Source organism: Seohaeicola saemankumensis (assembly GCF_021021435.1).
Lineage (GTDB): Bacteria > Pseudomonadota > Alphaproteobacteria > Rhodobacterales > Rhodobacteraceae > Seohaeicola.
This window is the reverse complement of the sequence record NZ_JAINWI010000022.1, coordinates 40,125-65,998: the sequence shown is the minus strand read 5'-3', so window position 1 is coordinate 65,998 and position 25,874 is coordinate 40,125. Positions and strand designations below refer to the sequence as shown.

Here is a 25,874-nt window from a genome sequence, read left to right as displayed (position 1 = left end):
AACTCTACATTAGAACGCGGGAAGTTTCGGGGGGCAGGTCATGTTCATAAAGCAAGACAGCTTCACTCATCTCATTCTGGTAGCTGTACCGGTTATAGATAGCCTGGACGCCCGTATGGGTGCCAGAGACGTGATTGAGGATCTTCTCAGTCACGTGGATAGGAACGCTGAGCATGGCCATGCGCGTGGAGAATGTGCGGCGCAGATCGTGGAGCGTGAAATTGTCAGTGCCACTCGCCTTCTGCAGCTTCTTTAAGTGATAGGCGTAGCCGTTGTACGGCCCGTCACCCTCGGTGGCATTGAAAAGATAGCCCCTATTCTTTTCCGGTAGCAGCGACTGCGCCAAAGGGCCAAGAGGGAAGGTGTGCTCGCGCTTATTCTTGACAATGGTAGGTGGCAGAGTGACCTTGTCACCTTTGATGTACTCGCCCTTGAGGAGGCCGATTTCAGTCTTCCGCTGCCCAGTCAGTAGCAGCAATTTGAATATCGTACCGAACGTGCCTTCGCAGTGCGGCCACAAGGCTTTGATTTCGTCGTCAGTGAGGACGCGGGAACGGCTGGCCTGAGGTTCTGCTTTGATACCGACGCAAGGCGACGTGCTCAGATAGCGCGGGATTGCCCAGTTGAAGAACGTCTTGATGTCCTTCAGAGCGTGGGACCGGGCTGACGAACCTTCGATTGCGTTAAGTGCAGTGACCACATCATCGTAAGTGATCTTGTCCAAGGGTTTGGTCCACTTGAAATGCTTGAGCGAGCTGGTGAGGACGCGCTTGCTGTGGAAACGCCATCTGGAAAGCCCTAGAAACTCCTGTACGGCGTCAGGGAAGCTGATACGCACCTTTTCTTGAGTAGGCGTCGCCAAAGCCAGCATGGCCCGTTTTCGAGCCTCTGAGAGAGACATGGCAGGGTAATGACCAAGAGTGATCTTGGTTCGGTTCTCGCCTTTCACCACAATCCAGGTGCGGCGGTTTTTTCCGACGCGTATGGCGAAGTTCTTTACTTTCTCGTCGAAGTGAAGCCCTGGCTGGAGCTTCTGAACGCTGATGTCGGTTAGATTTGGCACGGATTTGGACCGGAAATATGGAGGTTAAGGGCGGATAGCTATGGGGAGGTATAGCACACTAAACGCACTAAAACACTATATTTTTAAGGTACAATTAAGTGATATGGGGAGGTATGGAAATGGTACGTCATCTGCTTCCCAAGCTGAATACGAGGGTTCGATTCCCTTCACCCGCTCCAATCTCCAACTGATTATCTTGAGGACGACAGGGTGTCCTGACGCGAAGTGTTCGCATGCCCAAGCCACCCCCCATGCGGCGTGACGCGTGGGAACCCTTCCCTTTGCCCGAATTCTCCAACTGAAAGCGGAACCGACCCCTCACAGGGGCGTTGACGGGGTGACACCGCCTCGCCGCGATCCTGCGGTCGGGGTGCTCGAAATATCAAAACAAAGGAATTCCAGATGAACATTCTTATGGTTCTGACCTCACATGACCAACTCGGCGATACCGGCAATAAGACCGGCTTCTGGCTGGAGGAATTCGCCTCCCCCTATTACGTCTTCAAGGATGCAGGCGCGGATGTGACGCTGGCGTCGCCCAAGGGCGGGCAACCGCCGCTGGACCCGACCAGCGATGCGGACGACGCGCAGACCGAGGCAACCAAGCGCTTCAAATCAGACACCGCCGCGCAGGAGGCGCTGGCGCAGACATCCATTCTGTCCACCCTCGCGGCGGATGATTTCGATGCGGTCTTCTTTCCGGGCGGGCATGGTCCACTGTGGGACTTGGCCGAAGATGCCGACAGCGCCGCCCTGATCGAGGCTTTCGCGGCAAAAGATCGCCCCATCGCAGCCGTCTGCCACGCGCCCGCCGCGTTCAAGAACACCAAAACCCCTGAAGGAAAACCCTTCGTCGCGGGTCGCAAGGTCACGGGCTTCACCAATTCCGAGGAAGAAGGCGCAGGCCTGACCGATGTGGTCCCCTTCCTGCTGGAGGATATGCTGGCGGACCGTGGCGCCCAATACACCAAGGGCAACGACTGGTCTTCTTTCGTGGTGACGGATGGCAAACTGGTGACCGGCCAGAACCCGGCCTCGTCCGAAGAAGCGGCACGCCGGCTCTTGTCCCTGCTCTGATCTGGGCCACGCCGTCTGAACCCGTCAGGCGGTTCACCTCTGCGCTGTGACCGGTTAAGGTAGCGCGACCCAAGACAAGACAGGAGAAGAGGCATGACATGGAAGGTTTACCTTTCGGGCGAAATCCACACCGACTGGCGCGACCGGATCGTGACAGGGGCGCTGGGTCTGGATGTGAACTTTACCGGCCCCGTCACCGATCACGCCGCCAGCGATGATTGTGGCGTCGAAATACTGGGAGCAGAGCCGGACAAGTTCTGGCACGACCACAAAGGTGCCAAAATCAACGCGATCCGCACCCGCAAGGGGATTGCGGATGCCGATATAGTAGTGGTGCGCTTTGGCGATCAATACAAACAGTGGAACGCCGCTTTCGACGCAGGCTATGCCGCGGCCTTGGGCAAGTCGCTGATCATCCTGCACGGCCCCGACCATCAGCACGCGCTGAAAGAGGTGGACGCGGCAGCACTGGCGGTAGCGCAGACACCCGAACAGGTGGTGCGAATCCTGCGCTACGTGCTGGAAGGACAGCTTTAGGCCGCGTCACGCCTCCGGTTTGCCGCCGTCGCCCCCCCCCCCAAGCGCCTGCTCTTGGCTTCCCTGACGACGCATCCTAAGAAGGGCCGGAGTCCATATAACCACGAAAGCCCCTGCCCTGACACTTGCCACGATCCTGACGACGATTCTCGTGCTGGCGACAGGTGCTGCTGGCGGGATGCTGGCCAGCCAAACACTGCTGCCTTTGCCCTATATGCTGGGCAGCCTGATCGCCACGGCCTTGCTGTCGGCGTTTTTGGGCAGGCGTTTTCCCACCGGATACAAGTTTCCGCAGAATATCCGGCTGATCTTTCTGGCGGTGATCGGTGTGATGATCGGGGCGCAGGTCTCGCCCGAACTTGGGGCGCTGCTGCCTGCAATGGCGGTCAGTTTCGCGGCATTGACGCTGTTTGTCGCGCTGGCCCATGCCGGCAACTATGCGATTTTCCACCATATCGGCGGCTATGACAAGCCGACGGCCTTCTATAGCGGCACCCCAGGCGGGCTGATGGAAAGCATCGCCATGGGCGAGGAAGCGGGCGCGGATATCGCGATCCTGACCATGCAGCAGTTTTTGCGGATCATCCTTGTGATCTCGCTTCTACCCATCGGCCTGTCGGTCTGGCTGGGCGCGCCGGTGGGCAGTGCGGGGGGCATGACGCTGGCGCGCGCCGATGTGGACCTGAGCCAATTGCCGGTGGTGGTGGCGGTCGGTGCGCTCGGGTTGGCGGTAGGGCGCTGGTTGCGCCTGCCTGCGGGCCAGTTGACGGGGCCCTTGTTCGTGGCGGGGGCTGTCAGCCTTAGCGGACTGGTTCCGCTGGATATGCCGCAATGGTTGATCAATGACGCGCAGATCGTGATCGGGGCCGGCCTAGGCATGCGTTTTGGCGGGCTGAAAGGCCGCGCCCTGCTGCGCGGTCTGGGGCTTGGTTTGGCCTCGGTCGGTTTTATGATGACGCTGGCGGTGCCGCTGGTACTGCTGGTGCAACGTATCACAGGGGCTGCCTTTGACACACTGCTGGTCAGCTTTGCACCCGGCGGTGTGACCGAGATGGCGTTGATCGCACTGAGTCTGCAGGCCAATCCGGCGCTGGTGACCGCGCATCACATCTACCGCATCATCCTGACGGTGATCGGAATGAGCGTGATCGCGCGCTTGCAAAAGCGGGGCAATCAGCTTTGACAGCCCTGCACACAAGGGGTAACCCACATCTGTCAAACAAAAAAGAAGAGGGCTGATATGCTGATGCAAGATACTGCTGCCGTAATCACGGGCGGCGCGTCGGGTCTGGGGGAAGCTACGGCGCGGCTGTTCCGCGCCTCGGGCGCGCAGGTGACGATACTGGACCGCGACGCGACACGCGGCGAGGCTGTCGCCGCCGAGATCGGCGCGCATTTCGCACAGACCGATGTGAGCGACGAAGCCTCTGTCAAGGCAGCGATCGGGCATGCCGTCAAGGCGATGGGCAAGATCAACGCCGCGATCAACTGCGCCGGAGTCGGCACCGCCGAAAAAACCTTGGGCAAGGACGGGCCACACAGCCTTGAGCATTACAACCGTGTCATCGGGATCAACCTTGTCGGCACATTCAATGTCTCGCGTCTGGCCGCGGCTGAAATGGCCAAGAACGATCCTTCCGAGGATGGCCAGCGCGGTGTGATCGTCAATACCGCCTCGGTCGCGGCCTTTGACGGGCAGAAGGGCCAGGTCGCCTATGCCTCATCCAAGGCTGGTATCGCGGGTATGTCGCTGCCAATGGCGCGCGATCTGGCACGCGAGGGCGTCCGCGTCATGGCGATTGCGCCGGGGATTTTCCTGACGCCGATGCTGATGGGCCTGCCGCAAGAGGTGCAGGACCAGCTGGCTGCGGATGTGACCTGCCCGCGCCGCCTTGGTCGACCGGAGGAATATGCAAGCCTTGCCCGTTTTATCGTCGAAAGCGGCTATCTGAACGGCGAGACCATCCGCATCGACGGTGCTTTGCGCATGAGGTAAGCTTTGCTCTGCAAGCATTTGTAACAAAAGAAACGGCGGGCCAGTCCTGCCGTTTTTCTTATGTGGCAGGCCTAATCGTCGCTGTCGCGTCGCCGCATCCGTGCCGCCATCCTGTCAAGGCCCCGCGCCTTGAAGGAGGCAACAACTCCTGCATGATCCACCGCCTCGCGGTTCTGGCTGAGTTTGGACTTGGCGGCAATGCCCGTGATCTCGATCCGGAAGGCGACGATGGCGGCCAGCATCGTCTCCATATAATCGCGCGGCGCGTCCGCCATGCGCCATGCCGCTTCGCCGTTCATCGCGCGTTCATGGTCACGCGTCAGCCGCCCCACAATGGCGCGCTTGGTCTTGTCGTCATGCTGGAAGGTGATCCGTCCGGCCACATGCACCACTTGATAGTTCCATGTCGGCACATGGCGGTGATGCGCGGGTTTGGTCGGGTAGAGATTGGGTGAGACATATCCGTCCTCGCCCTTGAAAATCGCCAGCACATCCGCGTGATCAGGGATCAGGCGATGCATGTCGTTGTTCAGCGCGACATGACCGATCAGCATAGTGTCACCCTCGGCCATCACGGGGATATGGTTGGCGATCATGCCCTGCGCGGTTTGCGCGACAATGGCAGCCAAAGGATAGTCGGCGATCAGGGCCGCCACCTCGCTTTGGTTTGCTTCAACAAAATGATCTGGCAGATACATGCACTGACCTTTCACATTCCATGCAAGGCAAGACGCGGCCAGCCTGCCTCAAGCCTCGGCTTTTGCTTCCAACTCCAACCATTCTTCTTCCGCTGCCGCCAGCGCCTTCTGGCGTTCGGCCAGCGCTTCGGTGCCTTTGCGGAATTTTACAGGCTCTTTGGTGAAGATATCGGGGGCCGAAAGAAATTCCTCAAGCTTGGCAATTTCGGCCTCCAGCGTGGCGATGATACCGGGCAAAGCGTCAAGGCGGTGTTTCTCGGTAAAGGACAGCGCGGATTTTCCCGCAGGCTTGGCCGCAGCAGGCGTTTCGGATTTGGCCGGCCCCTTGCGTTTGCCATCATAGCTGACCGAATTCCAGTCCGCGGTATCGCCGCGTTCGGCCCGTTGCGCCTGGTAGTCGGTCCAGCCGCCCGCATAGACAGTGGCGCGCCCGTCGCCTTCCATCGCGATGGTGGTCGCAGCAACGCGGTCCAGAAAGTCGCGGTCGTGGCTGACCAGCAGAACAGTGCCATCGTAATCGTCCAGCAGTTCCTGCAACAGGTCCAACGTTTCGATATCCAGATCGTTAGTCGGTTCGTCCAGCACCAGAAGATTGCTTTCCTTGGCCATCAGCTTGGCCAGTAGCAGTCGCGCCTTTTCACCACCCGACAGGCTGCGGACAGGCGCGCGGGCCTGACGCTCGTCGAACAGGAAATCCTTGAGATAGCCGATCACATGGCGCGGTGCACCGCGCACCAGCACCTGATCGGCCTTGCCCGACACCCGCATATCGGGATCGCCGGTCAGGCTGTCCCAAAGGCTCATGTCGGGATCAAGCTGCGCGCGGGCCTGATCGAAAATCGCAGGCATCAGGTTCGTGCCAAGGCTGATTGTGCCGCTATCAGGCGCTTCCTGCCCCATCAGCATCCGCAAAAGCGTGGTTTTGCCCACACCGTTGGGGCCGACAAAGGCCACGCGATCACCGCGCAGGATCTTGACCGAGAAGTCGCGCAGGATCACCTTGCCGTCATAAGCCTTTGAGATACCTTCAGCTTCGGCAACCTTCTTGCCGGATTTCGTGCCCGCCTCCAGCGCCATCGCCGCGGTGCCCTGCCGCCGGATCTGGCTAGAGCGTTCGGCCCGCAAATCCTGAAGGGCGCGCAAGCGGCCCTGATTCCGTTTGCGCCGCGCGCTGATGCCTTCGACCGCCCAACGCCCTTCGGCCTTGATCTTGCGGTCCATCTTGTGGCGCTGCATATCCTCGTCTTCCCAGACCTTGTCGCGCCATGCCTCGAATCCCTCGAATCCGGTTTCCTGCCGCCGCACCGCACCGCGGTCGATCCACAAAGTTGCCTTCGTCAGCGCGCGCAGAAAGGCGCGGTCATGGCTGATCAACACGAAAGCGGCGCGGGTTGTGGACAGTTCCGCCTCTAGCCAGGCAATCGCCTCGATATCCAGATGGTTGGTCGGCTCGTCCAGCAGCATCAGTTCGGGCGCCTCGGCCATCAGCTTGGCCAGCGCAGCGCGGCGACGTTCGCCACCCGATGCGGTAGCCACAGGGCGCGCAGGGTCGAATTTCAGCCCCTCTCCCGCGATCTCGACCTTGTAGGATTCGGACGGGTCAAGCCCGCTGGCAGCGTAATCGCCCAGCGTGGTGAACCCCTCCATCATCGGGTCTTGTTCCATATAGCCCACGGTGATGCCCGGAGTGACCACACGCGCGCCAAGATCGGGTTCGACCAGCCCTGCCATCACCTTCATCAACGTGGATTTACCCGACCCGTTGCGCCCGACAAGCGCCACACGGTCGCCGGGTTGAACCACCAGCGACAGATCGGAAAAAACGGGATCACCGCCGAAAGTCAGCGAGATATCGGAGAGTTGCAGAAGGGGTGCGCGTGCCATGATCGCCTGCTATCCGCGCGACGGGGTGCCGTCAAGGACCGCCAAAAAGCCCACCTGTAAACGTGATGGTCTTTGCGGGCCGATTCCGGCGGAACGCCTTGCCATAGGGCAGACCGGATCAGGCCGATACCGCGCGCAGCAATTTCTTGCGGGCATCGGGGATCGCACTGATCTCAAGCCCTGTAAAAACATGCAGCGTATCCATCTGCTTGTCGATCACCGCATGATCGCTGACCCATCCGCCCATCATCAGATAGGTTCGCAGCAAGGGCGGCATCGCCTGCAACGCCTTGCGCCGGTCAGGCCTGCGCCGCAGCCTTGCAGCAAAGCGGAATACCTGTTGCGCTTTGACCATGGGCCGCCATTGCGCGGGGGCAAGGTGGCTGTCCTTGAGCATGGCGAAGGTATCCAGATAGGGGTTGCGGTCCGTGCCCTTGAACGAGGAACAGCCAAACAGCATCTCGACCCCCTGCGCATCCACATGGCGCGTCAGCGCCGCCCATGCCAGGCGCAGGATATCGGGGTCGGGATAATGCGGATGGATGCAGAAACGCCCGATTTCGATCATCCGGCCCGGAAATTGCTTGAGCGGGGACAATTCGTAGAACTGCGCGGAATAGCTGCGCTCGATCTGCGCGCCATCGGGCAATTCCAGTATCCTGAAACAGCAGACAAGCTGCCCGCTATTGATATCCGTGACCAGAACATGGGTGCACAGCGCGTCAAAAGGATCGCTGTCCGGACTGTGTCCGGCAGCTGCGTCATCAGGATGGAAAGCAAGCTGCCGCAAACGTTGCGCCGCACCAAGATCGGAATCGGTCACGGCTGTGCGTACCCTGTAGCGCCCTTTTGTCAGTGCCAGCATGCGATGCCCCAGCCGTTCCTGTGACGCAAGGCTACGATTGCGCCAGCATAGCCGCAAGACATGTCAGGCAGGTGACGCGGCGGGCCAAGCAAAGATGCCGCACCACGGATCAGGAATGGCCCGTGGCGGCAGGCATGGTTACAGGAAATCCGAGGCGCGGAAGGCCCCCAGATTGCCGATCAGGCGGCGCAGAATGGATTCGCTGGCGCCGGACGTGCCCGTGATACGGCGCGAGATCGGCACGATCTGGCCATCCTCAAGCCCGAAGCGTTCGATATTGGTCACGACACCCGCGCTGTCATAGCTGATGGCAAGAACCTCCCGCTCGACCACTTCGGGCGCGCGATAGGCAAACTGGCGCACGCGACTTTGCACATAATAGCTGGCGCTTTCGGTCATCATGCCCGACATGGCAGGCGCACCGACAAGATCCTCGACCGAAGCGCGGGTATCCACGCCGACCGTGACCTGAGCCAGTTCCGCATCGGTGGGCACATAGCCGTGGTTGCGGAATTGCGCAGAGCAGGCCCCAAGCGCCAGTATGGACAGGACCGCAATGATTTTGCCGAACCGGAAACTCTTGCCTGACATCCCTGCCCTCTTGCTTTGGCGACGTGTGCCTTTTATCCCGCTTATACAAGGAATGCCCCCGGTTCAAGAATGGAAGCGTCTGATCCCATGTCCCAGTCACGCGAAACCGACAACGCCCTGCGGGTCTCCGATCTGTCTCAGAACACCCCGACAGACTTCGATCTGCGCCCCGACGCTGCTGAATTGCAGGCAATTGCTGATGAATTAGGCCTTTTGGCGCTGCGAAAACTTGCCTTCAAGGGCAAAATTCGCGCCGAGGGTCAATCGGATTGGCAGTTGGAGGGCATGTTGGGCGCGACAGTGGTGCAGCCCTGCGTCGTGACGCTGGAGCCTGTGACGACGCGCATAGATGAACCTGTGCGGCGTCTTTACCTGTCCGATCCCAGCGAAATCCTGCCCGAGGGCGAGGAGATCGAGATTCCCGAGGACGATTCCGCCGAACCGCTGGGCAGCACGATCAATCCCTATTCGGTCATGCTGGAAGCGCTGGCGCTGGCCCTGCCCGCATGGCCCCGGGCAGAAGGCGCCGCGATCGGCAGCGTCACAGTCACCGAACCGGGACAGACGGCGCTGACCGAAGAAGCGATGAAACCCTTCGCGGGGCTTGCGGCGCTGCGTGACAAGCTGTCGGACATGCCGGACGAGCCTGACGAAAAGTAACCTCGGCACCGTGCAATTGTCCTGAAACGCACCGCAAGGCGGGCTTGTGAGGGCGAGGCGGAAGCCTTCAAAAAACCGCTTGCACGTTGACGGATTCGCAGTATTTTCCGCCGCTCAATCGAATTTAGGGTTGGACACGGCACGCCCGAGCGCATATGTGCCCCCAGACCCGTATGAAACATGGCCGCAAGGCCCCCAGATAATCGAGGTGGCACGATGGCCGTCCAGCAAAACAAAGTCTCCAAATCGCGCCGCAACAATCGCCGTGCACATGATGCGCTGGTTGCAGCGAATCCCAACGAATGCCCGAACTGTGGCGAACTGAAGCGTCCGCACCATGTTTGCGGCGCCTGCGGCCATTACGCCGAGCGTGAAGTCATCGCCATGACCGAAGAGGTTGATCTGGACGAAGACGCCGCATAAGCGGCCTAACCAAGGGGCGCCCATGTCCACGTTGTCGGACCAGTCCTCGACGCGTTCAGGGCGCATCATCATATCTGTTGACGCCATGGGTGGCGATTTGGGGCCGGCAGCAGTTGTTGCCGGCATTGCCCTTTCAGCCAAGGTGAATCCTGATATCGCCTTCATCCTGCATGGCCCGCAAGACGAGCTTGAGCGGCTGGTGTCCAAGCGCAAGCAACTTGCCGGACGCTGCGAGATCCGCGACGCCACAGGCATCGTGCAGATGACCGACAAACCCAGCCATATCATGCGCCATGGCAAGGACACCTCGATGTGGTCTGCGCTCGACTCGGTGCGCGATGGCGAGGCGACAGTTGCTGTTTCTTGCGGCAATACCGGCGCGCTGATGGCGCTGTCGATGGTGCGTCTACGCAAATTGCCTGGCGTCAACCGTCCGGCGATTGCCGTCCTGTGGCCCTCGCGCAATCCCCAAGGGTTCAACGTGATGCTGGACGTCGGTGCGGATGTGCGCGCTGACGAGCATGATCTTTTGCAATACGCGCTGATGGGTGCCTCTTACGCTCGCAACGGGATGAACCTGTCCCATCCCCGTGTCGGCCTTCTGAATGTCGGCACCGAGGAAAATAAAGGCCGCGCCGAGCTGAAAGTCGCGCATGAGCTGATCGGCAGCGTCGCAAGCCAGGCCAACTTCGAATTTGTCGGCTTTATCGAGGGTGGCGATATTCCGGGCGATGTCTGCGACGTGATTGTCACGGATGGTTTCACCGGCAATGTCGCACTGAAAACCGGTGAAGGCACGGCCAAGCTGATTGGCGATCTGCTGAAAGAAGCCTTCAAATACACCCCCTTGTCGCGTCTGGCCTCGTTGCTGGCGCTGACCTCGCTACGCCGCCTGAAAGCGCGCATTGATCCGCGCAGGGTCAACGGCGGGGTATTTCTGGGGCTGAACGGCACAGTAGTGAAATCACACGGCTCTGCTGATGCAACCGGCGTATCCGCCGCCGTCAAGCTGGCCTTCAAGCTGGCACAATCGGGCTTTTCCGAAAAACTGGCCGCACGGGTTGCATCTGCGACAGCACTTGCTCACGATACAAAGACGCAACAGGAAGACACGCAATGACCACTCGCGCCGTTGTCAAGGGCATTGGGCATTACCTGCCCGAACGGATCGTGCCGAACTCTGAATTCGAGGCCAAGCTGGATACATCGGATGAATGGATCAAGGCGCGCTCGGGGATCGAACGCCGCCATTTCGTCGCCGAAGGGCAAACGACATCCGATCTGGCCACCCGCGCCGCGCGGGCCGCGCTGGCGGATGCAGGTATGCAGGCCGACGATCTGGACGCGATCATCCTTGCCACCTCGACTGCCGATCTAACCTTTCCCGCAGCCGCCACGATGGTGCAGGCCAATCTGGGCATGACACGCGGATTTGCCTTTGATGTGCAAGCCGTCTGCGCCGGTTTCGTCTTTGCACTGGCCAATGCCAACGGGATGATCCTGTCCGGTCAGGCCAAACGCGTGATGGTGATCGGCGCGGAAACCTTCAGCCGTCTGATGGACTGGAGCGACCGTTCCACCTCGGTCCTGTTCGGTGATGGTGCCGGTGCGCTGATCCTCGAGGCGCAGGAAGGCAGCGGCGACAACACTGACCGCGGCATCCTGTCCAGCGATCTGAACTCGGACGGGCGACACCGCGATCTGCTCTATGTCGATGGCGGTGTGTCGACCCATTCGACCGGATATCTGCGAATGCAGGGGCGCGAAGTATTCCGCCATGCTGTTGAAAAACTTGCACAAACCGCCCATGCCGCGCTGGACAAGGTCGGGCTGACAGGCGGCGATGTCGCATGGATTGTGCCGCATCAGGCCAATCTGCGGATCATCACGGCCACGGCACAACGCATGCAGGTACCGATGGATCGGGTCGTCGTGACGGTGCAGGATCACGGCAATACATCCGCCGCCTCGATCCCGCTGGCCCTGTCGGTGGGCCGAGACCGTGGCCAGATCAAGCAGGGCGATCTGATCGTGACCGAGGCGATTGGCGGCGGTCTGGCATGGGGCGCGGTCGTCCTGCGCTGGTAGGGCAGAACCTTCACGGGGCTGGGCGCGGCAAGCCACGGCAGAGTGATGCGGCTCGGTCATGCACCGCTCAAAACCTGTTCGCCAAGCCATTGATATTGACTCGAATTTGTCCATGCCCCTATGCTTGGGCGAAACATGACGGGGGATGGATGATGAGTGACAAGACCTTGACCAGAATGGACCTGAGCGAAGCCATCTTTCGCGAGGTCGGCCTGTCGCGCAATGACAGCAGCCAATTGGTCGAAAGCGTGCTGACACATATGTCGGATGCGCTTGTGGCCGGCGAGCAGGTCAAGATCTCGTCTTTCGGCACATTCTCAGTGCGGGACAAGTCGGCCCGTGTCGGCCGCAACCCCAAAACGGGCGAGGAAGTGCCGATCAATCCGCGCCGCGTCCTGACCTTCCGGCCCTCGCATCTGATGAAGGAACGGGTCGCGTCAGGCCCCAAGGGCTAAGCGGGATCAGGGCAAATGGCAGGCAAATCACCGGAGGCCTTTCGCACTATCAGCGAAGTGGCAGACTGGCTTGAACGCCCCGCCCATGTGCTGCGTTTCTGGGAAAGCAAGTTCACACAAGTGAAGCCCGTCAAGCGCGCGGGCGGGCGGCGCTATTACCGGCCTGAGGATATGCTGCTGCTGGGTGGCATCAAGAAACTGCTGCATGATGATGGTATGACCATCAAAGGCGCGCAGAAAATCATGCGCGAACAAGGGGTTCGCTATGTCAGTGCCCTGTCGCAACCGTTGGACGACGATACTGCCGCACCGGTTGTCGCCGCCTCGGTGACAGCGGCGGTCGCCAATAGGGACACCGCGCCAGACGCTATACCCGTCGCAAAGCGGGTCACGGAACCGGCCCACGACACCAGCGCTGCATCACCTGCACCCCGCCCGCCAGCACCTGCGTCGCCGCCTGTGGCATCTGTTGCCGAAAAGACCGTCGCGGATTCGCCCGACATCGCGCAGGCACATAACGCTCCGGTCGATAGCGCAACGCAGCCCCCTGATCCTGCCGACGCACTGCCCGATCGGGAACCCGCACCGTTAGCAGTGGATCGGCCACAAGCCAGCCCGGAATCCGAGGCTCCGGATATTGGCCGGCCTCCTGTTGCGTCAACACCCCGTGCACCGCTGGGCGCCGATATTCCGCAAACGCCGGTTGCCGACAACGCCCCGCACCAGCCCGGCGTTCTGGCGCTGATCGCCGCCCTGCAAGGGTCTGTTTCCAGCAGCCACAGGGCAAGCTTGCTGCCGATTCTCGACCGGCTCGACAAGCTGGGGGCCCGCATGGGTGCCGCCCGCAAAGGCTGAGGTGAAAAGTGGGAATTACCCCTTGCCCCTGCTCCGAAATCCAGTATTACAGCCAGACCGTCGGGCTATGGCGCAGCCTGGTAGCGCGTCCGTCTGGGGGACGGAAGGTCGCAGGTTCGAGTCCTGCTAGCCCGACCAAAACATTTCGACGGTTCCGCAATCGCTCGTGTGCCGCAAGGCTCCGGGCGATTTGCATATCCGGCCACAGGAAAGGCGTGACATGACCGGCGTGATCCCCAGCCAGCAGATCGAGGCGATGATTGACGCCGCCCAGATCACCGCCGATCCGGCCCCCCTGCCCGACCAGATCCAGCCCGCAAGCCTTGATTTGCGTCTTGGCCACGTCGCCTACCGAGTCCGCGCCTCGTTCCTGACAGGGCAAGGGCGCAGCGTCACCGAACGTCTGGCTGAATTCGAGATGCACCGCGTCGATCTGACAGCGGGCGCCGTTCTGGAAAAGGGCTGCGTCTATGTTGTGCCATTGATGGAAAGCCTGAACCTGCCCGCCGATATGCAGGCGGTCGCCAATGCCAAGTCCTCGACCGGGCGGCTGGATCTGCTGACCCGCACCATCACCGATGGCGGCACAGAGTTCGACCGCATCCCGCAGGGCTACCACGGCCCGCTCTATGCCGAGATCTGCCCCCGCTCCTTTTCGGTACTGGTGCGTCCGGGAATGCGGTTGAACCAGATCCGCTTCCGGCAGGGTCAGTCTGTTCTCACGGATAAGGAACTGGAAGGCCTGCATGCCGCCTCGCCACTGGTGGATGGCAAAGCGGTCATAGACGAGGGCTTGGGCTTTTCCGTCGACCTGCGCCCCGCCTCGGGCACGCTTGTGGGCTACCGCGCCAAACCCCACACGGGCGTGATTGATCTGGACCGGATCGGCCATTACGATCCGGCTGAATACTGGGAGGATGTGCGCACCGACAATGGCCAGATCATTCTGGACCCCGGTGCCTTCTACATCCTTGTCAGCCGCGAAGCCGTCAGCATCCCGCCCGCCTATGCCGCCGAGATGGCCCCCTATCTGGCGATGGTGGGAGAGTTCCGCGTTCACTATGCAGGCTTTTTCGATCCCGGATTCGGCCATGACACCGCAGGCGGGGCCGGATCACGCGGCGTGCTGGAAGTGCGCTGCCACGAAGCGCCCTTTGTGCTGGAGCATGGCCAGATCGTCGGGCGTCTGGTTTACGAACGTATGCGCGCAGAACCTGCCCAGCTTTACGGACGCGGAATCGCGTCGAACTATCAGGGTCAGGGCCTGAAACTCAGCAAGCATTTCCACATGGGCTGATGGCCAAGCCGCCTGCCCTCGCTTCTTCTTGCCTTAAATATCCGAAATTCCTCTGCCCGCCGAATCCGGCGTCCGGTCATGTATCACATCTTGCCGATACGTTTTGCGGCACGCGCGGCCTGTCTTGCCTTGCGAACCGCCTGTTTTCCTTGTCCGGCATCCATCGGCGCGCCGCCTTGTGCGGCACTACGGCCACGACCCGACCCCGACATCTTGCGCATGCCGGCATTGATGCCGCCGTTCACCGCTTTGCGGACAAACAGTTTCATGACCATATTGATAAGCTGATTGACGTTCATCCTGCACTCCTCGAACCCGTTGGCCGTTTTGGCCTTTGACATCACATAACATAGAAATGTGGAAATTTCAGGGTCACTTTGGCGAAAATTCCGCTCAATCCTCGAATAGCTCGCTTTGGCCCTCGCTGGCCTCGTCTTCTTGATCTTCGCCCTCGCCCATTTGCGGCATGCTTGAGGGTGGCAAGCGGTTGTCCAGCAGACCCGCCGCGCGCAATTCCTTGAGGCCCGGCAGATCGCGGGCGCTTTCCAAGCCGAAATGGTCCAGAAACGCCTCGGTCACGACAAAGGTCACGGGGCGGCCCGGCGTCATCTTGCGGCGTCCGAACCTGATCCATTCCATTTCCAGCAACTGGTCCACCGTCCCGCGGCTGACAGAAACACCGCGGATTTCCTCGATCTCGGCGCGCGTGACGGGTTGGTGATAGGCGATGATCGCCAATGTCTCGATCGCGGCGCGGCTCAGCTTGCGGGTTTCGACCGTTTCCTTCTGCATCAGGAAACCCAGATCCGGCGCTGTCCGCATCGCCCATGCATCGCCTACCTTGACCAGATGCACACCGCGCCCGCCGTAGCGTTTGCGCAGGTGCACCAGCGCTTCGGCCGCGTCGCAACCATGCGGCATCCGCGCCTCAAGCTCGCGCACTGTGACGGGTTCGGCTGTGGCGAAAAGGATCGCCTCGACCATGCGTTCCTGTTCACCCATCGGAGGGGCCTCGAACAGGCTTTGGGCCTGCATGTCCGGCTCTTCGGTCTCAGACATCGCGGTCATCGCGTTTACGTAGCTGGATCGGCGCGAAAGTGTCGGACTGGCGAAGCTCGGCGCGGCCTTCCTTGACCAGTTCCAGACTGGCTGCAAAGGTCGAGGCCGTGGCCGAGCGGCGGCGCATCGGATCAGCGCCCCAGCCTTCGGGCATATAGCTGGAAATATCGGTCCAGTCGCCCGCAAAACCGATCAACCCGCGCATCCGCTCCAGCGCCTGTTCCATTGTGAAAACAGAATCGCGATCCATCACAAAGGGACGAAATTCGTCCCGTGTGCGGATACGCGCATAACCCTGCATCAGGTCCAGCAGGGTTGCGCTGTAGCGCACCGTGCGCAGGCGCATCACGTCTTCTGGCACGCCGCGCACAAAGAAATCACGCCCCTTCTGGTCGCGTGCCATCAGACGTGCAGCCACATCGCGCATCGCGGCCAGCCGTTCCAGTTGGAAGGCCAGGTGTGCTGCCAGTTCCTCGCCGCTGGGGCCTTCCTCATGCGGATCGGGCGGCAGCAGCAAGCGGGATTTCAGAAAAGCGAGCCAAGCTGCCATCACAAGATAATCGGCGGCCAGTTCCAGCCTAAGCGCCTTGGCGCGTTCCACGAATGCCAGATACTGCCGCGCCAGATCCAGCACAGATATCTTGCGAAGGTCCACCTTCTGCGTGCGGCTAAGGGTCAGCAGCAGGTCAAGCGGCCCCTCGAAACCGTCCACATCCACGATCAGCGCCTCGGCCGCCAGCCTTTCGGCTACGCTACCGGGACCATCGCGATGTCCCTGATCCTCGAAGATGTTGTCAACCATGGCGGCACCCGTCCAGAAGCGCCCCAAGCTGCGCGTCCAGCGCTGCGATGTCAACCATATCCGGCGCGCGGCGCGTCGCCAGTGCCCGTTCCGCGCGCCGTTGTGCCGCTTCGGTCATCAGACCTGACGCGTCCGCCACAAGACGGCGGTCCGCAAGGCTGCCATTGCATAGCAAGACCACATCGCAGCCCGCCGCCAGCGCATCGCGGCTGATCTGCCCCAGATCGCCCTTGAGCGCCTTCATCGAGATGTCATCCGTCATGATCAGCCCGTCATAACCGATCTCTTCACGGATCACTTGCATCGCCTTCGCGGAAAGGGTCGCGGGTGCGTCGTCGATCGCCTCATAGACCAGATGCGCGGTCATTGCCATCGGCAGGTCCGCCAATGCCGCGAAAGGGACAAAATCGACGGCGCGCAAGTCGTCAAGGCTGGCTGTGACACGCGGCAGGTCCAGATGGCTGTCAGCGGTCGCGCGTCCATGGCCGGGGATATGTTTCAGCACGGGCAATACGCCACCGTCCAGCAGACCATCCGCCACCGCACGGCCCATGACCGCCACCGAGGTGGCATCCGTGCCATAGCAGCGGTTCAAGAGGAAAGGATGGGTCGCAGGCCCCGCCACATCGGCCAGAGGCGCGCAATTGCTGTCGATCCCCAGATCACGCAGTTCCGCCGCAATGATGCGAAAGCGCAGATACATCGCCTGCGCCGCTTGATCGCCTGCCGCAGTCACGTGCTCCAGCGCAGGCAACCACTCCCGCCAGCGAGGGTTGCGCAGGCGCTGCACACGCCCGCCTTCCTGATCAATGGTGATCACCGCATCGCGCCCGACCGCTGCGCGCATCTCGTCGCACAGGGCACGGACCTGATCGGGGGTGTCGATATTGCGGGCGAAAAGGATGAAGCCGAAAGGATCGGCTTCGCGGAAGAACGCCTTTTCATCCGGCGACAGGCGCAAGCCTTCGGCATCAAGGATCGTCGCCCCGAAGCGGCTCACTTGGCGCTGACCGGAATACATTCGGCGCGCTCGGCCAGCAGGGCGGAACAGAAGCGGCGCGAGTCGTTGATATCGGCAAAGCCCATGGCGCGCAGGCGGTAGAAATTGCGCCCGCCGCTTTCGGCCAGCTGGATCACGCGGGCCTTGCCTTGCAGGTAGTCCCCAAAGCGCGAGGCCAGCCTGTCCCATTCGCGCTTGGCCACCTCGGGGCTGTCATAAGCGCCCAGCTGCACCAGCCTTGTGCCTGCGGGGATGGAGGCCGCATCCACATCCTGCACGGCCAGAGCTGCCGGTTCCTCCGCAACCGCCCCCAACGAGGCCGCAGCCCGCACCATCGAGGCCGGACGCGCTTGCGGCCGCAGGGACTGACCGATCCCGCCCTCTACCGCCGGAATACTGATCGCTGCGGTTTCTGCGCCGCTCTCGGCATCGTCAGGCGCGGATTCAAGCACCTGCGCCAGGATCTGATCGACCATCGCCGACATCGAGTCAGGCGCGGGTTGTCCAAAGGATGCATTTTCAATCCTCGCGCCGCCCGTGAGATCGGCCCCGTCCGGTTTCGCCGCGCCGCTTGTGACAGCGGCCAGTGCGTCCGTCTGCTCCATGATGTTCACAGCAGGGTCCACGCTGGGCATCGGCATGGGGAAAACCTGTGCCAAGGCCATCAAATCCGCGGCGGGCACATCCTCTTCCGCCAAGGCAACCGGACGCGGCGCCAGCACCAGCCTGTCCGCCGGCGGCGCGGCCACGCCGCTGCCTGCCACTTGATTGACCGCCAGCCCCAGATGGTCCGCGGTACTCCCCCCTGGCGTCTCAGGTTGCAGCCGCATCGGGCCTTCCATCACACGCACAACGGGGATGCCGTTGACGTCGCGCATCACCAGCTTGTAGCTCCAGACGCCGACACCGACGATCAACGCGCAGGACAGTCCTGCACCCACCAAGTTGGCCAGTGTGCTGATGCTCTTGCGTGCAACGGGCGCATTGACGCGCTCCTCTGCGATATTATCTGCCATGTCCGCCTTTCCGCCACAGGGGATGCTTTGCCCCCCGCGGTTCGTTGCTCTGCCTCGGTCTGCGGACCTGTCGTGCGCTTTATTATATGCGAGATTTCGAACAAATCCCTTGCTTTAGCGCATCTCGTCCACAGCCTGCACGCCCAGAATACCAAGACCGGCGGAAATAACAACGGCCACGGCTGCTGCAAGGGCGATTTTCGCTTGCGATGTTGCGTTATCACCCTCTTGGATAAAGCGCAGCGCCGGTTCGTCATTGCCCCTGTTCCAGAGCGAATGAAAATCGCTGGCCAGTTCATAAAGATAGAAAGCCACGCGGTGCGGTTCGTTAGTGCGTGCGGCGATCTCGATCAGGCGCGGCCATTCGGCCAGCTTGCGCGCGACGGCCAGTTCGGTGTCATGGCACAGACCGGACAGATCGGCCCCCTGCAGCGCCGCATCCGACACGTCGATGCCGGCCTCTGCCGCTTTACGCAGCACGGACGATACCCGCGCATGGGCGTATTGCACGTAGAACACAGGATTGTCCTTGGATTGTTCCAGCACCTTGTCGAAATCGAAATCCAGCGGTGCATCGTTCTTGCGCGTCAGCATGTGAAAGCGCGTGACGCCGGGGCCGACCTGTTCGACCACATCGCGCAGGGTCACGAAATTGCCCGCACGTTTCGACATCTTGAAGGGTTCGCCGTTTTTCCACAGCTTCACCAACTGGCACAGCTTGATATCGACGGGCACACGGCCATCCGACAGGGCCGAGACAGCCGCCTTCATCCGTTTGACATAGCCGCCATGATCCGCGCCGAAGACGTCGATCAGGATATCGAAACCCCGTTCGATCTTGTCATAGTGATAGGCGATATCGGGGGCGAAATAGGTCCAGCCGCCATCCGATTTCTTGACGGGACGGTCCACGTCGTCACCATGCTGGGTCGAGCGAAACAGCGTCTGCTCGCGCGGCTCCCAATCCTCGGGCGTTTTGCCTTTGGGTGGCTCCAGCACGCCTTCATAGATCAGGCCTTTGTCGTCCAGCGCCTTCAGTGCCGCCTCGATCAGACCGGTGCCGTAAAGGGATTTCTCGCTGAAAAACACATCCATCTCGACGCCGAGCGAGGCCAGATCCTCGCGGATCAGATGCATCATCGCATCGGTTGCGAAATCGCGGATATCTTCCAGCCACTCGGCTTCGGGTTTGCCAACCAGATCGTCTCCATAAGCCTCGGCCAGCGCCTGCCCCACGGGGATCAGATAATCACCAGGATAGGTGCCATCGACAAAGGCCACGTCCTGCCCGCGTGCCTCAAGATAGCGCAGATAAACGGAACGGGCCAACACATCGACCTGCGCGCCGCCATCGTTGATGTAATATTCCCGCGTCACGTCATAGCCTGCATAGGACAGCAGACTTGCCAGCGCGTCACCAAAAACAGCCCCGCGGGTATGTCCGACATGCAGCGGGCCCGTCGGGTTCGCGCTGACGTATTCCACGTTCACACGCCGCGCGCGCCCCATGCCCGAGCGGCCGAATTCCTTGCCCTGCACCAATGCTTCATGCACCAGCCCCTGCCAGACACCATCGACCAGCCGCATGTTCAAAAAGCCCGGCCCCGCCACCTCGACCGATCCGATGCGCGGATCACCTGCCAGACGGCGCGCCAGCTCGCTGGCGATCTCGCGCGGGTTGCGGCCCGACGGCTTGGCCAGCACCATCGCGGCATTGGTGGCCATATCACCATGCGCCGCATCGCGCGGCGGCTCGACCGTCACGGCGGCCATGTCCAACCCTGCGGGCAACTGCCCCTCGGCGGTCATGGCGGCCAGCGTGTCCAGCACATGGGTGCGCATCTGGGTAAAGAGGTTCATCACGTCATCCTTATCAACTGGCCAGCGGTTTAGCACTGCCAGCGGCAAGGTCAATCCGGCCCGCCTTGCGCGATGCCGGAATAGCCTTGAAAACAGCGCGTTTGAGGCCGGATCAGACGCCCGGCGGCCGATCCGCAGGGTCCGAGCCCAGCAAGCGGCTATGTTCCTGCAAGGCAAAGCGGTCGGTCATGCCGGCGATGTAATCCGCCACGATCCGCGCCAAAGCCTGAAGGTCTTGTGCCTCCTCGACATCCTTGCGCCATTGTTTCGGCAGCAATTGCGGCTCGCGCATGAATAGCGGAAACAGGTCATTCACCACCTGCGTGACATAGATGCGCATCGTGACAACGGCAGGCGCGCGATACATCCGGTGGAACAGGAAGGTGCGGATCACCTTGAGGTCGGCCCAGATATCCGGCGAGAATTGCACCATCATGCGCCCCGCCAGCCGGATATCCTGCGCTGTGGCGGGGTTCAGGGCGGTAAGGTTCGCGCGGCTCACGTCGATCACATCCGAAACAAGGATGCCGAAGAACCGGCGCAGCGCCTCGTGACGGCGGCGGTAATAGTTCAGCTTGGGGTAAAGCCGGTCCACTTCGGCAAAGCAATCTCTCAGGATCGGCAGTTCCGCCAGTTCATCGGTCGAGAACAACTCGGCCCGCAGACCGTCATGCAGATCATGATTGTTATAGGCGACATCATCCGCCAAGGCTGCCACTTGCGCCTCTGCGCTGGCATGGGTGTGCAGTTCCAGATCGTGGCGGGCATTGTAGTCGGACAGGGCGTAGGGAATGTCGCCCGTGACAGGCCCATTATGTTTAGCGATGCCTTCCAGCGTTTCCCATGTCAGGTTCAATCCGTCCCATTCGGCATAGTGCCGCTCGAGCGAGGTGACGATACGGATGGCCTGCGCGTTGTGATCAAAGCCACCGTAGGGGGCCATCAGCGTCTGCAACGCATCCTCGCCCGTGTGACCGAAAGGCGGATGGCCCAGATCATGCGCCAGCGCAACCGCCTCGGTCAGTTCGGCATTCAGGCCCAAAGCCCCCGCCACGGTGCGCGCTACCTGCGCCACTTCGATCGAATGGGTCAGGCGCGTGCGGAAATAGTCGCCCTCATGCTCGATGAACACCTGCGTTTTATGTTTCAACCGTCGGAAAGCGCTGGAATGGATGATCCGGTCGCGGTCACGCTGAAAGGGCGTGCGAAAGATACTCTCTTCCTCGGCCACCAATCGCCCGCGCGTCTGTGCCGGATCGGACGCATAGCTTGCTGTCATCTGCCCTGTAGTCCTTGTCGCCTGTCCCTGCCGCGCATATATTCGGTTTCAAGCTGATGCGAAACCGTCAAGGAGCGCGCCAATGCAACTGCCCCCGAAAGTGACCCCCCGCGCCTTTGCAAGGCTGGCCGAAATCGGCGCCTCCGGCCAAGGACAGGCGTTGCGCGTGGCCGTCGAAGGCGGCGGCTGTTCAGGCTTTCAATACGAAATCAAGCTGGACCAGCCCGCTGCGGATGATCTGGTGCTGGAAAGCGAAGGCGAGCGCGTTGTGGTCGATTCCGTATCGCTGCCGTTTCTGGCAGGTGCCACCATCGACTTTTCCGAGGAATTGATCGGCGCGCGTTTTGTCATCGAGAATCCGAACGCCTCTTCCTCTTGCGGATGTGGCGTATCTTTTTCAATGTAGCCAACGGCTTATTTTGGTTAATCTAACTAATACATAAACCGCTGCAGCGCAGTCCCCCATTGGAACCGTCTTGCATGATCCGGCCCGCTGCGGGATAGACGATCCATCCGCATCACAGCCGAGGACGCGCCATGAAGATCGCCACATTCAATATCAACGGCATCAAGGCGCGGATCGAGGCGCTGCCGCAATGGCTGGATGAAGAACAACCCGACATCGCAATTCTGCAAGAGATCAAATCGGTCGACGAGGCCTTTCCCCGTGAATTGTTCGAGGAGCGCGGCTATAATGTGGAAACGCACGGGATGAAATCGTTCAACGGCGTGGCGATCCTGTCAAAACTGCCGCTGGAAGACGTGACGCGTGGCCTGCCCGGTGACGCAAGCGACGAACAGGCCCGTTATATCGAGGCGACAGTGGTCGGCAAGCAGGCCATCCGCATCTGTGGCCTCTACCTGCCCAATGGCAACCCTGCGCCGGGGCCGAAATATGATTACAAGCTGGCATGGATGACGCGCCTGCAAGCTCGGGCCGCGGCCCTGCTCGCCGAAGAAATCCCGTTCCTGATGGCGGGTGACTACAACATCATCCCGCAGGACGAGGACGCGGCCCGCCCCGATGCCTGGCGCGCAGATGCGCTGGCCCTTCCCGACAGCCGCGCCGCCTATCGCCGGATCATCAATCTGGGGTTAACGGATGCGTTTCGCGCCCGCATTCAGGGACCGGGGCATTATTCCTTCTGGGATTATCAGGCAGGCGCGTGGAACCGCAATGACGGGATCAGGATCGACCACCTGCTGCTCAGCCCCTCTTGCGCGGATATGCTGACAGGTGTCGGCATCGACAAACACCTGCGCGACCGCGAAAAACCGTCGGATCACGTCCCTGTCTGGGTCACATTGGACAACTGAAGGCAGAGCATATCATGACCAGAGCGGCACAACCTGCCGCTCTGTTGTCCTCTGCGCGCGACGGGCGTCTAGTAGGCGCCGATCAGGGTGGACGAAACCGCCATGCGGTTCGGTGACAGCGCGGAACGCGCGACGCTGTTCATGGGCAGCGATGTTGTCCCACCGATAGGGACGGTCACACCAATCCGGATGCTGTCCTCGTCATAGGTGTCCGTACCGTCATCCAGCCTTGACCGCGCCAGTTCCAGCGAGGCCACAGCCCCGAAATTGGTGAAGGCCGACAGATCATAGCCGACACCGACCCCCACCGTTGTGACATCGCCCGCAAACTCTTCGATCGTGGCATGGGTCACGCCTGCAAAGCCCGTGAAGCCCTGTCCGAAGGCGTAGTGCCCCCCCAGACCGGTCGACACCATATCCACCTCTACCGCGCCGCGCGACAGGTGCGAGCGCATCACATGGCCCCCGAACTGGCCATCCGGCCCGATATTGTAAGACAGGCTGAGACCCAGATCATTCCAGTCGATGCCAGCGCCGCTGACCACGTAACCGTCTGTTTCGCCGCCAAAAACTTCGAAATCCATCAGATCGCTCGAATAGCCGACAAACAGGCCGTAGGAATCAACCGACTCGCTGCCGAACCCTTCCAGCGCGAATTCGCTATTCTCAAAATAAACGCCGCCGTTCCATTGCGATGCAAAGGCATAGCCAGCCGACAGTCCAAAGGTGTTTACGCTGGCATCTTCGGCGATACCGTCGACATCGGCACGGGTTGTGGCGGCGGTCGCGCCAAACATCAGGCCGTTCGAGAATTTCAGATCAATCTCGCCATCCAGCGACCGTGTCGAGAAATCGTTAAATCCGTCCGAGGAATCGTAGCTGCCCAATCCGAAAGTGGCAGCCCCTGTGATGTCCTGTGCGGCAACACCGATCGGCAACAAAGCAATCATTGCCCCCGAAATTGCGGGTATCCGGTAATCCATTTATCTACTCCTCAAGGTTCTTGCCTAAAGGATAAGCCTGCATCGCTTTTTCGCGCTGATTACAAATATTTTTCTGTCAGCCTATCCATAGCGGAAATCATCAACCTCGCGAATCGGAATTGCAAATTCTAATTCCCGACAAATAGCGGGAAAGGTTCAATCTGTGATCTGAAAGCACAAATTTTGTGGTAGTTCGCGGAAATTATTGTTCGCAAACCAAAATTTCTTACTCATGTTTTGGAAAACGGTTGCGGATGGGCAACAATCAATTCGAAGTCACATCATGCGTATATAGCCAGTCAAACTGGCGCATCATCCGCATCGGCGCCAGTTTTCCACCCAATCGCATCACTGTATGCGCAGCCAGTCGCAAGGGTGTGAAACCGATATGATATTTCCAGGCATTGCCATTGGCCGCCGCGATCACCCGCCGCACGCGGCCCTCGCGTCGCACCTGATAGGCGGCAAGTCCGGCAGCGATGCTGTCGCAGCGCGCGACCGCGTCTGCCAGAACCCAAGCATCCTCCAGCGCCATAGACGCGCCCTGTGCCAGAAACGGCAGGGTCGGATGTGCGGCATCCCCCAACAGCGCCAGATGGTCGCGCTGCCAGACACGCGCGACGGGATGGCGGAACAGCCCCCACAACCGCACCTCGTTGACCTGATCCAGTATATCACGCAGCGGCGCGCCGAAATCGGCAAAGGCGGCGCGCAGGTTGGCGGGATCATCGCCATGATTCCACCCCTCGTCCGCCCATTGCTTGCGCTCTTGCACCGCCACGATATTCAGCGCCGCGCCACCGCGCAGCGGATAGCTGACAACGTGGCGTCCCGGCCCCATATGCACCCAAGCCTCGGCCCCGCGCCCTGCGGTGTTGGGCACCACAGCGCGCCAGGCAACCTGACCCGTAAAGAATGGTGCTCCCTGCCCGTTCAGAACCGGACGCAGCACCGAATGCAGACCATCCGCGCCGATCACCAGATCGGCGTTCAGCGATGTCTCATTGGCAAGATGCACCACAGGCTGCGGGCCGCCATCAACGGACGTGACGCGTTGCAACAGCCTGATCCTGACGCCGGCCTCGCGGGCACCGCGGGCCAGAATGTCGATCAGATCGGCGCGGTGCACAAAATAATAGGCAGGGTCCGGCAGTTGCATCAGGTCCAGCCGCACCACCGGCGCGCCGCTGTGATCTTTCAGGCAAACCGCCTGTGCCTGCACCGATGACGCAACAAGCGCGCGATCCAGACCCAGACCGCGCAGCACCGCAAAACCGTTGGGACTGATCTGCAATCCTGCGCCGACTTCTGTAATCTCGGAGGCTTGATCCAGAAGCGTGACATCGGCCCCGCGCAGCGCAAGGGCACGCGCGACGGCCAGACCGCCGATCCCTGCCCCAATCACCACGACGCGCAAACCAACCACGGTCATACCATACCCCCCACATGAGAACGCCGAAGCGACCGCTCCGGCGTTTTCCGGTTATACTGTTGCACGACCCGATCAGTCGTCCCGGTGCACTTTTTCCCGCCGCTCGTGACGTTCCTGCGCCTCAAGGGTCATTGTGGCGATAGGCCGCGCGATCAGACGCTTCAGGCTGATCGGCTCGCCCGTTTTCTCACAATAGCCATATTCACCATCTTCGATCCGGCGCAGGGCTGCGTCGATCTTGGAGACCAGCTTGCGCTGACGGTCGCGTGTCCGCAATTCAAGCGCGCGGTCCGTTTCCTCGGAGGCGCGGTCAGCGACGTCAGGAATATTGCGTGTGCCGTCCTGAAGACCCTCGATCGTGTCGCGGCTATCCTCCAGAATCTCAGACTTCCATTTGAGCAGAGCATTACGGAAATATTCCAGATGGCGCTCGTTCATAAACGGTTCGTCTTCGGCGGGTGTATAGTCTGTGGAACGAAAAGACTCGGCTTTCATGTCTGCTCCCTCATAAAGGCCCGCATCTGTCATCAAGTTATCCTTTGATACATGGCGCTCTCCCTTGGCGGTGCAGATAGCCCAGACCTTCCGGATTGTCACTACCCCATCGTGGCCGCATTGCAGGGAAATTGGCTTCGCG

The 25,874-nt window shown here is 60.9% G+C and carries 28 protein-coding genes and 1 tRNA gene; 14 read left to right on the top strand and 15 right to left on the bottom strand.

What is annotated here, in order from left to right; all coding sequences use genetic code 11:
- Nucleotides 1-4: 4 nt before the first annotated feature.
- Nucleotides 5-1,063 carry a tyrosine-type recombinase/integrase gene (locus K7H22_RS18235; RefSeq protein WP_230802276.1) on the bottom strand — a complete coding sequence of 353 codons (1,059 nt, stop codon included), beginning with the start codon at nucleotides 1,061-1,063 and terminating at the stop codon, nucleotides 5-7.
- A gap of 402 nt (nucleotides 1,064-1,465) precedes the next feature.
- Between K7H22_RS18235 and K7H22_RS18230 the strand changes: the two genes are divergently transcribed.
- The 4 genes from K7H22_RS18230 (at nucleotide 1,466) to K7H22_RS18215 (ending at nucleotide 4,673) form a co-directional block, all read left to right on the top strand.
- Entirely contained in the window at nucleotides 1,466-2,140 is a 675-nt protein-coding gene (locus tag K7H22_RS18230; RefSeq protein ID WP_230802275.1) for a type 1 glutamine amidotransferase domain-containing protein, read from the top strand.
- A 93-nt stretch (nucleotides 2,141-2,233) separates the two neighbouring features.
- The gene (locus K7H22_RS18225) at nucleotides 2,234-2,677 is read left to right on the top strand and encodes a YtoQ family protein (protein WP_230802274.1); all 444 of its coding nucleotides are present in this window, start codon (nucleotides 2,234-2,236) and stop codon (nucleotides 2,675-2,677) included.
- 151 nt (nucleotides 2,678-2,828) lie between these two features.
- The gene (locus tag K7H22_RS18220; protein ID WP_230802273.1) at nucleotides 2,829-3,860 is read left to right on the top strand and encodes an AbrB family transcriptional regulator; all 1,032 of its coding nucleotides are present in this window, start codon (nucleotides 2,829-2,831) and stop codon (nucleotides 3,858-3,860) included.
- A 57-nt stretch (nucleotides 3,861-3,917) separates the two neighbouring features.
- A complete protein-coding gene (locus K7H22_RS18215; RefSeq protein ID WP_230802272.1) occupies nucleotides 3,918-4,673 on the top strand; it encodes an SDR family NAD(P)-dependent oxidoreductase in 756 nt (251 codons plus the stop codon).
- 71 nt (nucleotides 4,674-4,744) lie between these two features.
- On the opposite strand, the gene K7H22_RS18210 is transcribed toward K7H22_RS18215, so the two are convergent.
- From K7H22_RS18210 to K7H22_RS18195, 4 genes are all read right to left on the bottom strand, one after another.
- The gene (locus tag K7H22_RS18210; RefSeq protein WP_230802271.1) at nucleotides 4,745-5,371 is read right to left on the bottom strand and encodes an FMN-binding negative transcriptional regulator; all 627 of its coding nucleotides are present in this window, start codon (nucleotides 5,369-5,371) and stop codon (nucleotides 4,745-4,747) included.
- A gap of 48 nt (nucleotides 5,372-5,419) precedes the next feature.
- Nucleotides 5,420-7,255: an ABC-F family ATP-binding cassette domain-containing protein gene (locus K7H22_RS18205; RefSeq protein ID WP_230802270.1), complete on the bottom strand. Its 1,836-nt coding sequence runs from the start codon at nucleotides 7,253-7,255 to the stop codon at nucleotides 5,420-5,422.
- Nucleotides 7,256-7,373: 118 nt separating this feature from the next.
- Complete coding sequence (locus tag K7H22_RS18200) at nucleotides 7,374-8,120, bottom strand: GNAT family N-acetyltransferase (protein ID WP_230802269.1); 747 nt, start codon at nucleotides 8,118-8,120, stop codon at nucleotides 7,374-7,376.
- 138 nt (nucleotides 8,121-8,258) lie between these two features.
- Entirely contained in the window at nucleotides 8,259-8,711 is a 453-nt protein-coding gene (locus K7H22_RS18195; RefSeq protein WP_230802268.1) for an outer membrane protein assembly factor BamE, read from the bottom strand.
- An 87-nt stretch (nucleotides 8,712-8,798) separates the two neighbouring features.
- Between K7H22_RS18195 and K7H22_RS18190 the strand changes: the two genes are divergently transcribed.
- From K7H22_RS18190 to K7H22_RS18155, 8 genes are all read left to right on the top strand, one after another.
- Nucleotides 8,799-9,371 carry a YceD family protein gene (locus K7H22_RS18190; protein WP_230802267.1) on the top strand — a complete coding sequence of 191 codons (573 nt, stop codon included), beginning with the start codon at nucleotides 8,799-8,801 and terminating at the stop codon, nucleotides 9,369-9,371.
- Nucleotides 9,372-9,587: 216 nt separating this feature from the next.
- Nucleotides 9,588-9,794 carry a 50S ribosomal protein L32 gene (rpmF, locus tag K7H22_RS18185; protein WP_230802266.1) on the top strand — a complete coding sequence of 69 codons (207 nt, stop codon included), beginning with the start codon at nucleotides 9,588-9,590 and terminating at the stop codon, nucleotides 9,792-9,794.
- Between the two features lie 22 nt (nucleotides 9,795-9,816).
- Nucleotides 9,817-10,914: a phosphate acyltransferase PlsX gene (gene plsX / locus K7H22_RS18180; protein WP_230802265.1), complete on the top strand. Its 1,098-nt coding sequence runs from the start codon at nucleotides 9,817-9,819 to the stop codon at nucleotides 10,912-10,914.
- Nucleotides 10,911-11,882, top strand: coding sequence for a beta-ketoacyl-ACP synthase III (locus tag K7H22_RS18175; protein ID WP_230802264.1), 972 nt, complete (start codon nucleotides 10,911-10,913; stop codon nucleotides 11,880-11,882). Before plsX ends, K7H22_RS18175 begins: the two co-directional genes overlap by 4 nt.
- Nucleotides 11,883-12,034: 152 nt before the next feature.
- Nucleotides 12,035-12,337, top strand: coding sequence for an integration host factor subunit alpha (ihfA, locus tag K7H22_RS18170; RefSeq protein ID WP_230802263.1), 303 nt, complete (start codon nucleotides 12,035-12,037; stop codon nucleotides 12,335-12,337).
- A 15-nt stretch (nucleotides 12,338-12,352) separates the two neighbouring features.
- Nucleotides 12,353-13,192 (top strand): MerR family transcriptional regulator, encoded by an 840-nt coding sequence (locus tag K7H22_RS18165; protein WP_230802262.1) that lies wholly within the window; start codon nucleotides 12,353-12,355, stop codon nucleotides 13,190-13,192.
- A gap of 61 nt (nucleotides 13,193-13,253) precedes the next feature.
- Nucleotides 13,254-13,330 (top strand) — tRNA-Pro (locus K7H22_RS18160).
- 82 nt (nucleotides 13,331-13,412) lie between these two features.
- A complete protein-coding gene (locus K7H22_RS18155) occupies nucleotides 13,413-14,489 on the top strand; it encodes a 2'-deoxycytidine 5'-triphosphate deaminase (protein ID WP_230802261.1) in 1,077 nt (358 codons plus the stop codon).
- A gap of 83 nt (nucleotides 14,490-14,572) precedes the next feature.
- On the opposite strand, the gene K7H22_RS18150 is transcribed toward K7H22_RS18155, so the two are convergent.
- From K7H22_RS18150 to K7H22_RS18120, 7 genes are all read right to left on the bottom strand, one after another.
- Entirely contained in the window at nucleotides 14,573-14,788 is a 216-nt protein-coding gene (locus K7H22_RS18150) for a hypothetical protein (RefSeq protein ID WP_230802260.1), read from the bottom strand.
- 94 nt (nucleotides 14,789-14,882) lie between these two features.
- Nucleotides 14,883-15,548 (bottom strand): SMC-Scp complex subunit ScpB, encoded by a 666-nt coding sequence (gene scpB / locus K7H22_RS18145; protein ID WP_230802281.1) that lies wholly within the window; start codon nucleotides 15,546-15,548, stop codon nucleotides 14,883-14,885.
- Entirely contained in the window at nucleotides 15,541-16,350 is an 810-nt protein-coding gene (locus K7H22_RS18140; protein WP_230802259.1) for a segregation and condensation protein A, read from the bottom strand. Before K7H22_RS18140 ends, scpB begins: the two co-directional genes overlap by 8 nt.
- Nucleotides 16,343-17,371 carry a beta-N-acetylhexosaminidase gene (nagZ, locus tag K7H22_RS18135; RefSeq protein ID WP_230802258.1) on the bottom strand — a complete coding sequence of 343 codons (1,029 nt, stop codon included), beginning with the start codon at nucleotides 17,369-17,371 and terminating at the stop codon, nucleotides 16,343-16,345. Before nagZ ends, K7H22_RS18140 begins: the two co-directional genes overlap by 8 nt.
- Nucleotides 17,347-18,366, bottom strand: coding sequence for an SPOR domain-containing protein (locus K7H22_RS18130; protein WP_230802257.1), 1,020 nt, complete (start codon nucleotides 18,364-18,366; stop codon nucleotides 17,347-17,349). The genes nagZ and K7H22_RS18130 overlap by 25 nt, the downstream gene beginning before the upstream one ends.
- Nucleotides 18,367-18,480: 114 nt before the next feature.
- Nucleotides 18,481-20,226, bottom strand: a complete 1,746-nt coding sequence (gene argS / locus K7H22_RS18125; RefSeq protein ID WP_230802256.1) for an arginine--tRNA ligase — start codon at nucleotides 20,224-20,226, stop codon at nucleotides 18,481-18,483.
- A 112-nt stretch (nucleotides 20,227-20,338) separates the two neighbouring features.
- Nucleotides 20,339-21,505 (bottom strand): deoxyguanosinetriphosphate triphosphohydrolase, encoded by a 1,167-nt coding sequence (locus K7H22_RS18120; protein ID WP_230802255.1) that lies wholly within the window; start codon nucleotides 21,503-21,505, stop codon nucleotides 20,339-20,341.
- Between the two features lie 82 nt (nucleotides 21,506-21,587).
- Between K7H22_RS18120 and K7H22_RS18115 the strand changes: the two genes are divergently transcribed.
- Together K7H22_RS18115 and xth are read left to right on the top strand one after the other, a co-directional pair.
- Nucleotides 21,588-21,911, top strand: coding sequence for a HesB/IscA family protein (locus K7H22_RS18115; RefSeq protein WP_230802254.1), 324 nt, complete (start codon nucleotides 21,588-21,590; stop codon nucleotides 21,909-21,911).
- A 131-nt stretch (nucleotides 21,912-22,042) separates the two neighbouring features.
- Nucleotides 22,043-22,822, top strand: a complete 780-nt coding sequence (xth, locus tag K7H22_RS18110) for an exodeoxyribonuclease III (protein WP_230802253.1) — start codon at nucleotides 22,043-22,045, stop codon at nucleotides 22,820-22,822.
- Between the two features lie 68 nt (nucleotides 22,823-22,890).
- Here xth and K7H22_RS18105 read toward each other — a convergent pair whose 3' ends face one another.
- The 3 genes from K7H22_RS18105 to dksA all read right to left on the bottom strand — a co-directional run bounded on the left by K7H22_RS18105 (nucleotide 22,891) and on the right by dksA (nucleotide 25,732).
- The gene (locus tag K7H22_RS18105) at nucleotides 22,891-23,805 is read right to left on the bottom strand and encodes a hypothetical protein (RefSeq protein ID WP_230802252.1); all 915 of its coding nucleotides are present in this window, start codon (nucleotides 23,803-23,805) and stop codon (nucleotides 22,891-22,893) included.
- Nucleotides 23,806-24,070: 265 nt separating this feature from the next.
- The gene (locus K7H22_RS18100; protein ID WP_230802251.1) at nucleotides 24,071-25,237 is read right to left on the bottom strand and encodes an FAD-dependent oxidoreductase; all 1,167 of its coding nucleotides are present in this window, start codon (nucleotides 25,235-25,237) and stop codon (nucleotides 24,071-24,073) included.
- 72 nt (nucleotides 25,238-25,309) lie between these two features.
- Nucleotides 25,310-25,732 carry an RNA polymerase-binding protein DksA gene (gene dksA / locus K7H22_RS18095; RefSeq protein WP_230802280.1) on the bottom strand — a complete coding sequence of 141 codons (423 nt, stop codon included), beginning with the start codon at nucleotides 25,730-25,732 and terminating at the stop codon, nucleotides 25,310-25,312.
- Nucleotides 25,733-25,874: the final 142 nt, after the last annotated feature.

Excerpts from the sequence above, each read along its gene's own strand:
- K7H22_RS18175 (WP_230802264.1), top strand. The coding sequence starts at position 10,911 with ATGACCACTCGCGCCGTTGTCAAGGGCATTGGGCATTACCTGCCCGAA.
- K7H22_RS18205 (WP_230802270.1), bottom strand. The coding sequence starts at position 7,255 with ATGGCACGCGCACCCCTTCTGCAACTCTCCGATATCTCGCTGACTTTC.
- K7H22_RS18210 (WP_230802271.1), bottom strand. The coding sequence starts at position 5,371 with ATGTATCTGCCAGATCATTTTGTTGAAGCAAACCAAAGCGAGGTGGCG.
- K7H22_RS18120 (WP_230802255.1), bottom strand. The coding sequence starts at position 21,505 with ATGACAGCAAGCTATGCGTCCGATCCGGCACAGACGCGCGGGCGATTG.
- K7H22_RS18115 (WP_230802254.1), top strand. The coding sequence starts at position 21,588 with ATGCAACTGCCCCCGAAAGTGACCCCCCGCGCCTTTGCAAGGCTGGCC.
- K7H22_RS18155 (WP_230802261.1), top strand. The coding sequence starts at position 13,413 with ATGACCGGCGTGATCCCCAGCCAGCAGATCGAGGCGATGATTGACGCC.
- K7H22_RS18190 (WP_230802267.1), top strand. The coding sequence starts at position 8,799 with ATGTCCCAGTCACGCGAAACCGACAACGCCCTGCGGGTCTCCGATCTG.
- rpmF (WP_230802266.1), top strand. The coding sequence starts at position 9,588 with ATGGCCGTCCAGCAAAACAAAGTCTCCAAATCGCGCCGCAACAATCGC.
- ihfA (WP_230802263.1), top strand. The coding sequence starts at position 12,035 with ATGAGTGACAAGACCTTGACCAGAATGGACCTGAGCGAAGCCATCTTT.
- K7H22_RS18225 (WP_230802274.1), top strand. The coding sequence starts at position 2,234 with ATGACATGGAAGGTTTACCTTTCGGGCGAAATCCACACCGACTGGCGC.
- K7H22_RS18230 (WP_230802275.1), top strand. The coding sequence starts at position 1,466 with ATGAACATTCTTATGGTTCTGACCTCACATGACCAACTCGGCGATACC.
- K7H22_RS18100 (WP_230802251.1), bottom strand. The coding sequence starts at position 25,237 with ATGACCGTGGTTGGTTTGCGCGTCGTGGTGATTGGGGCAGGGATCGGC.
- scpB (WP_230802281.1), bottom strand. The coding sequence starts at position 15,548 with ATGTCTGAGACCGAAGAGCCGGACATGCAGGCCCAAAGCCTGTTCGAG.
- dksA (WP_230802280.1), bottom strand. The coding sequence starts at position 25,732 with ATGAAAGCCGAGTCTTTTCGTTCCACAGACTATACACCCGCCGAAGAC.
- K7H22_RS18195 (WP_230802268.1), bottom strand. The coding sequence starts at position 8,711 with ATGTCAGGCAAGAGTTTCCGGTTCGGCAAAATCATTGCGGTCCTGTCC.
- K7H22_RS18105 (WP_230802252.1), bottom strand. The coding sequence starts at position 23,805 with ATGGATTACCGGATACCCGCAATTTCGGGGGCAATGATTGCTTTGTTG.
- plsX (WP_230802265.1), top strand. The coding sequence starts at position 9,817 with ATGTCCACGTTGTCGGACCAGTCCTCGACGCGTTCAGGGCGCATCATC.
- argS (WP_230802256.1), bottom strand. The coding sequence starts at position 20,226 with ATGAACCTCTTTACCCAGATGCGCACCCATGTGCTGGACACGCTGGCC.
- K7H22_RS18165 (WP_230802262.1), top strand. The coding sequence starts at position 12,353 with ATGGCAGGCAAATCACCGGAGGCCTTTCGCACTATCAGCGAAGTGGCA.
- K7H22_RS18140 (WP_230802259.1), bottom strand. The coding sequence starts at position 16,350 with ATGGTTGACAACATCTTCGAGGATCAGGGACATCGCGATGGTCCCGGT.
- nagZ (WP_230802258.1), bottom strand. The coding sequence starts at position 17,371 with ATGTATTCCGGTCAGCGCCAAGTGAGCCGCTTCGGGGCGACGATCCTT.
- K7H22_RS18130 (WP_230802257.1), bottom strand. The coding sequence starts at position 18,366 with ATGGCAGATAATATCGCAGAGGAGCGCGTCAATGCGCCCGTTGCACGC.
- K7H22_RS18215 (WP_230802272.1), top strand. The coding sequence starts at position 3,918 with ATGCTGATGCAAGATACTGCTGCCGTAATCACGGGCGGCGCGTCGGGT.
- K7H22_RS18150 (WP_230802260.1), bottom strand. The coding sequence starts at position 14,788 with ATGAACGTCAATCAGCTTATCAATATGGTCATGAAACTGTTTGTCCGC.
- xth (WP_230802253.1), top strand. The coding sequence starts at position 22,043 with ATGAAGATCGCCACATTCAATATCAACGGCATCAAGGCGCGGATCGAG.
- K7H22_RS18200 (WP_230802269.1), bottom strand. The coding sequence starts at position 8,120 with ATGCTGGCACTGACAAAAGGGCGCTACAGGGTACGCACAGCCGTGACC.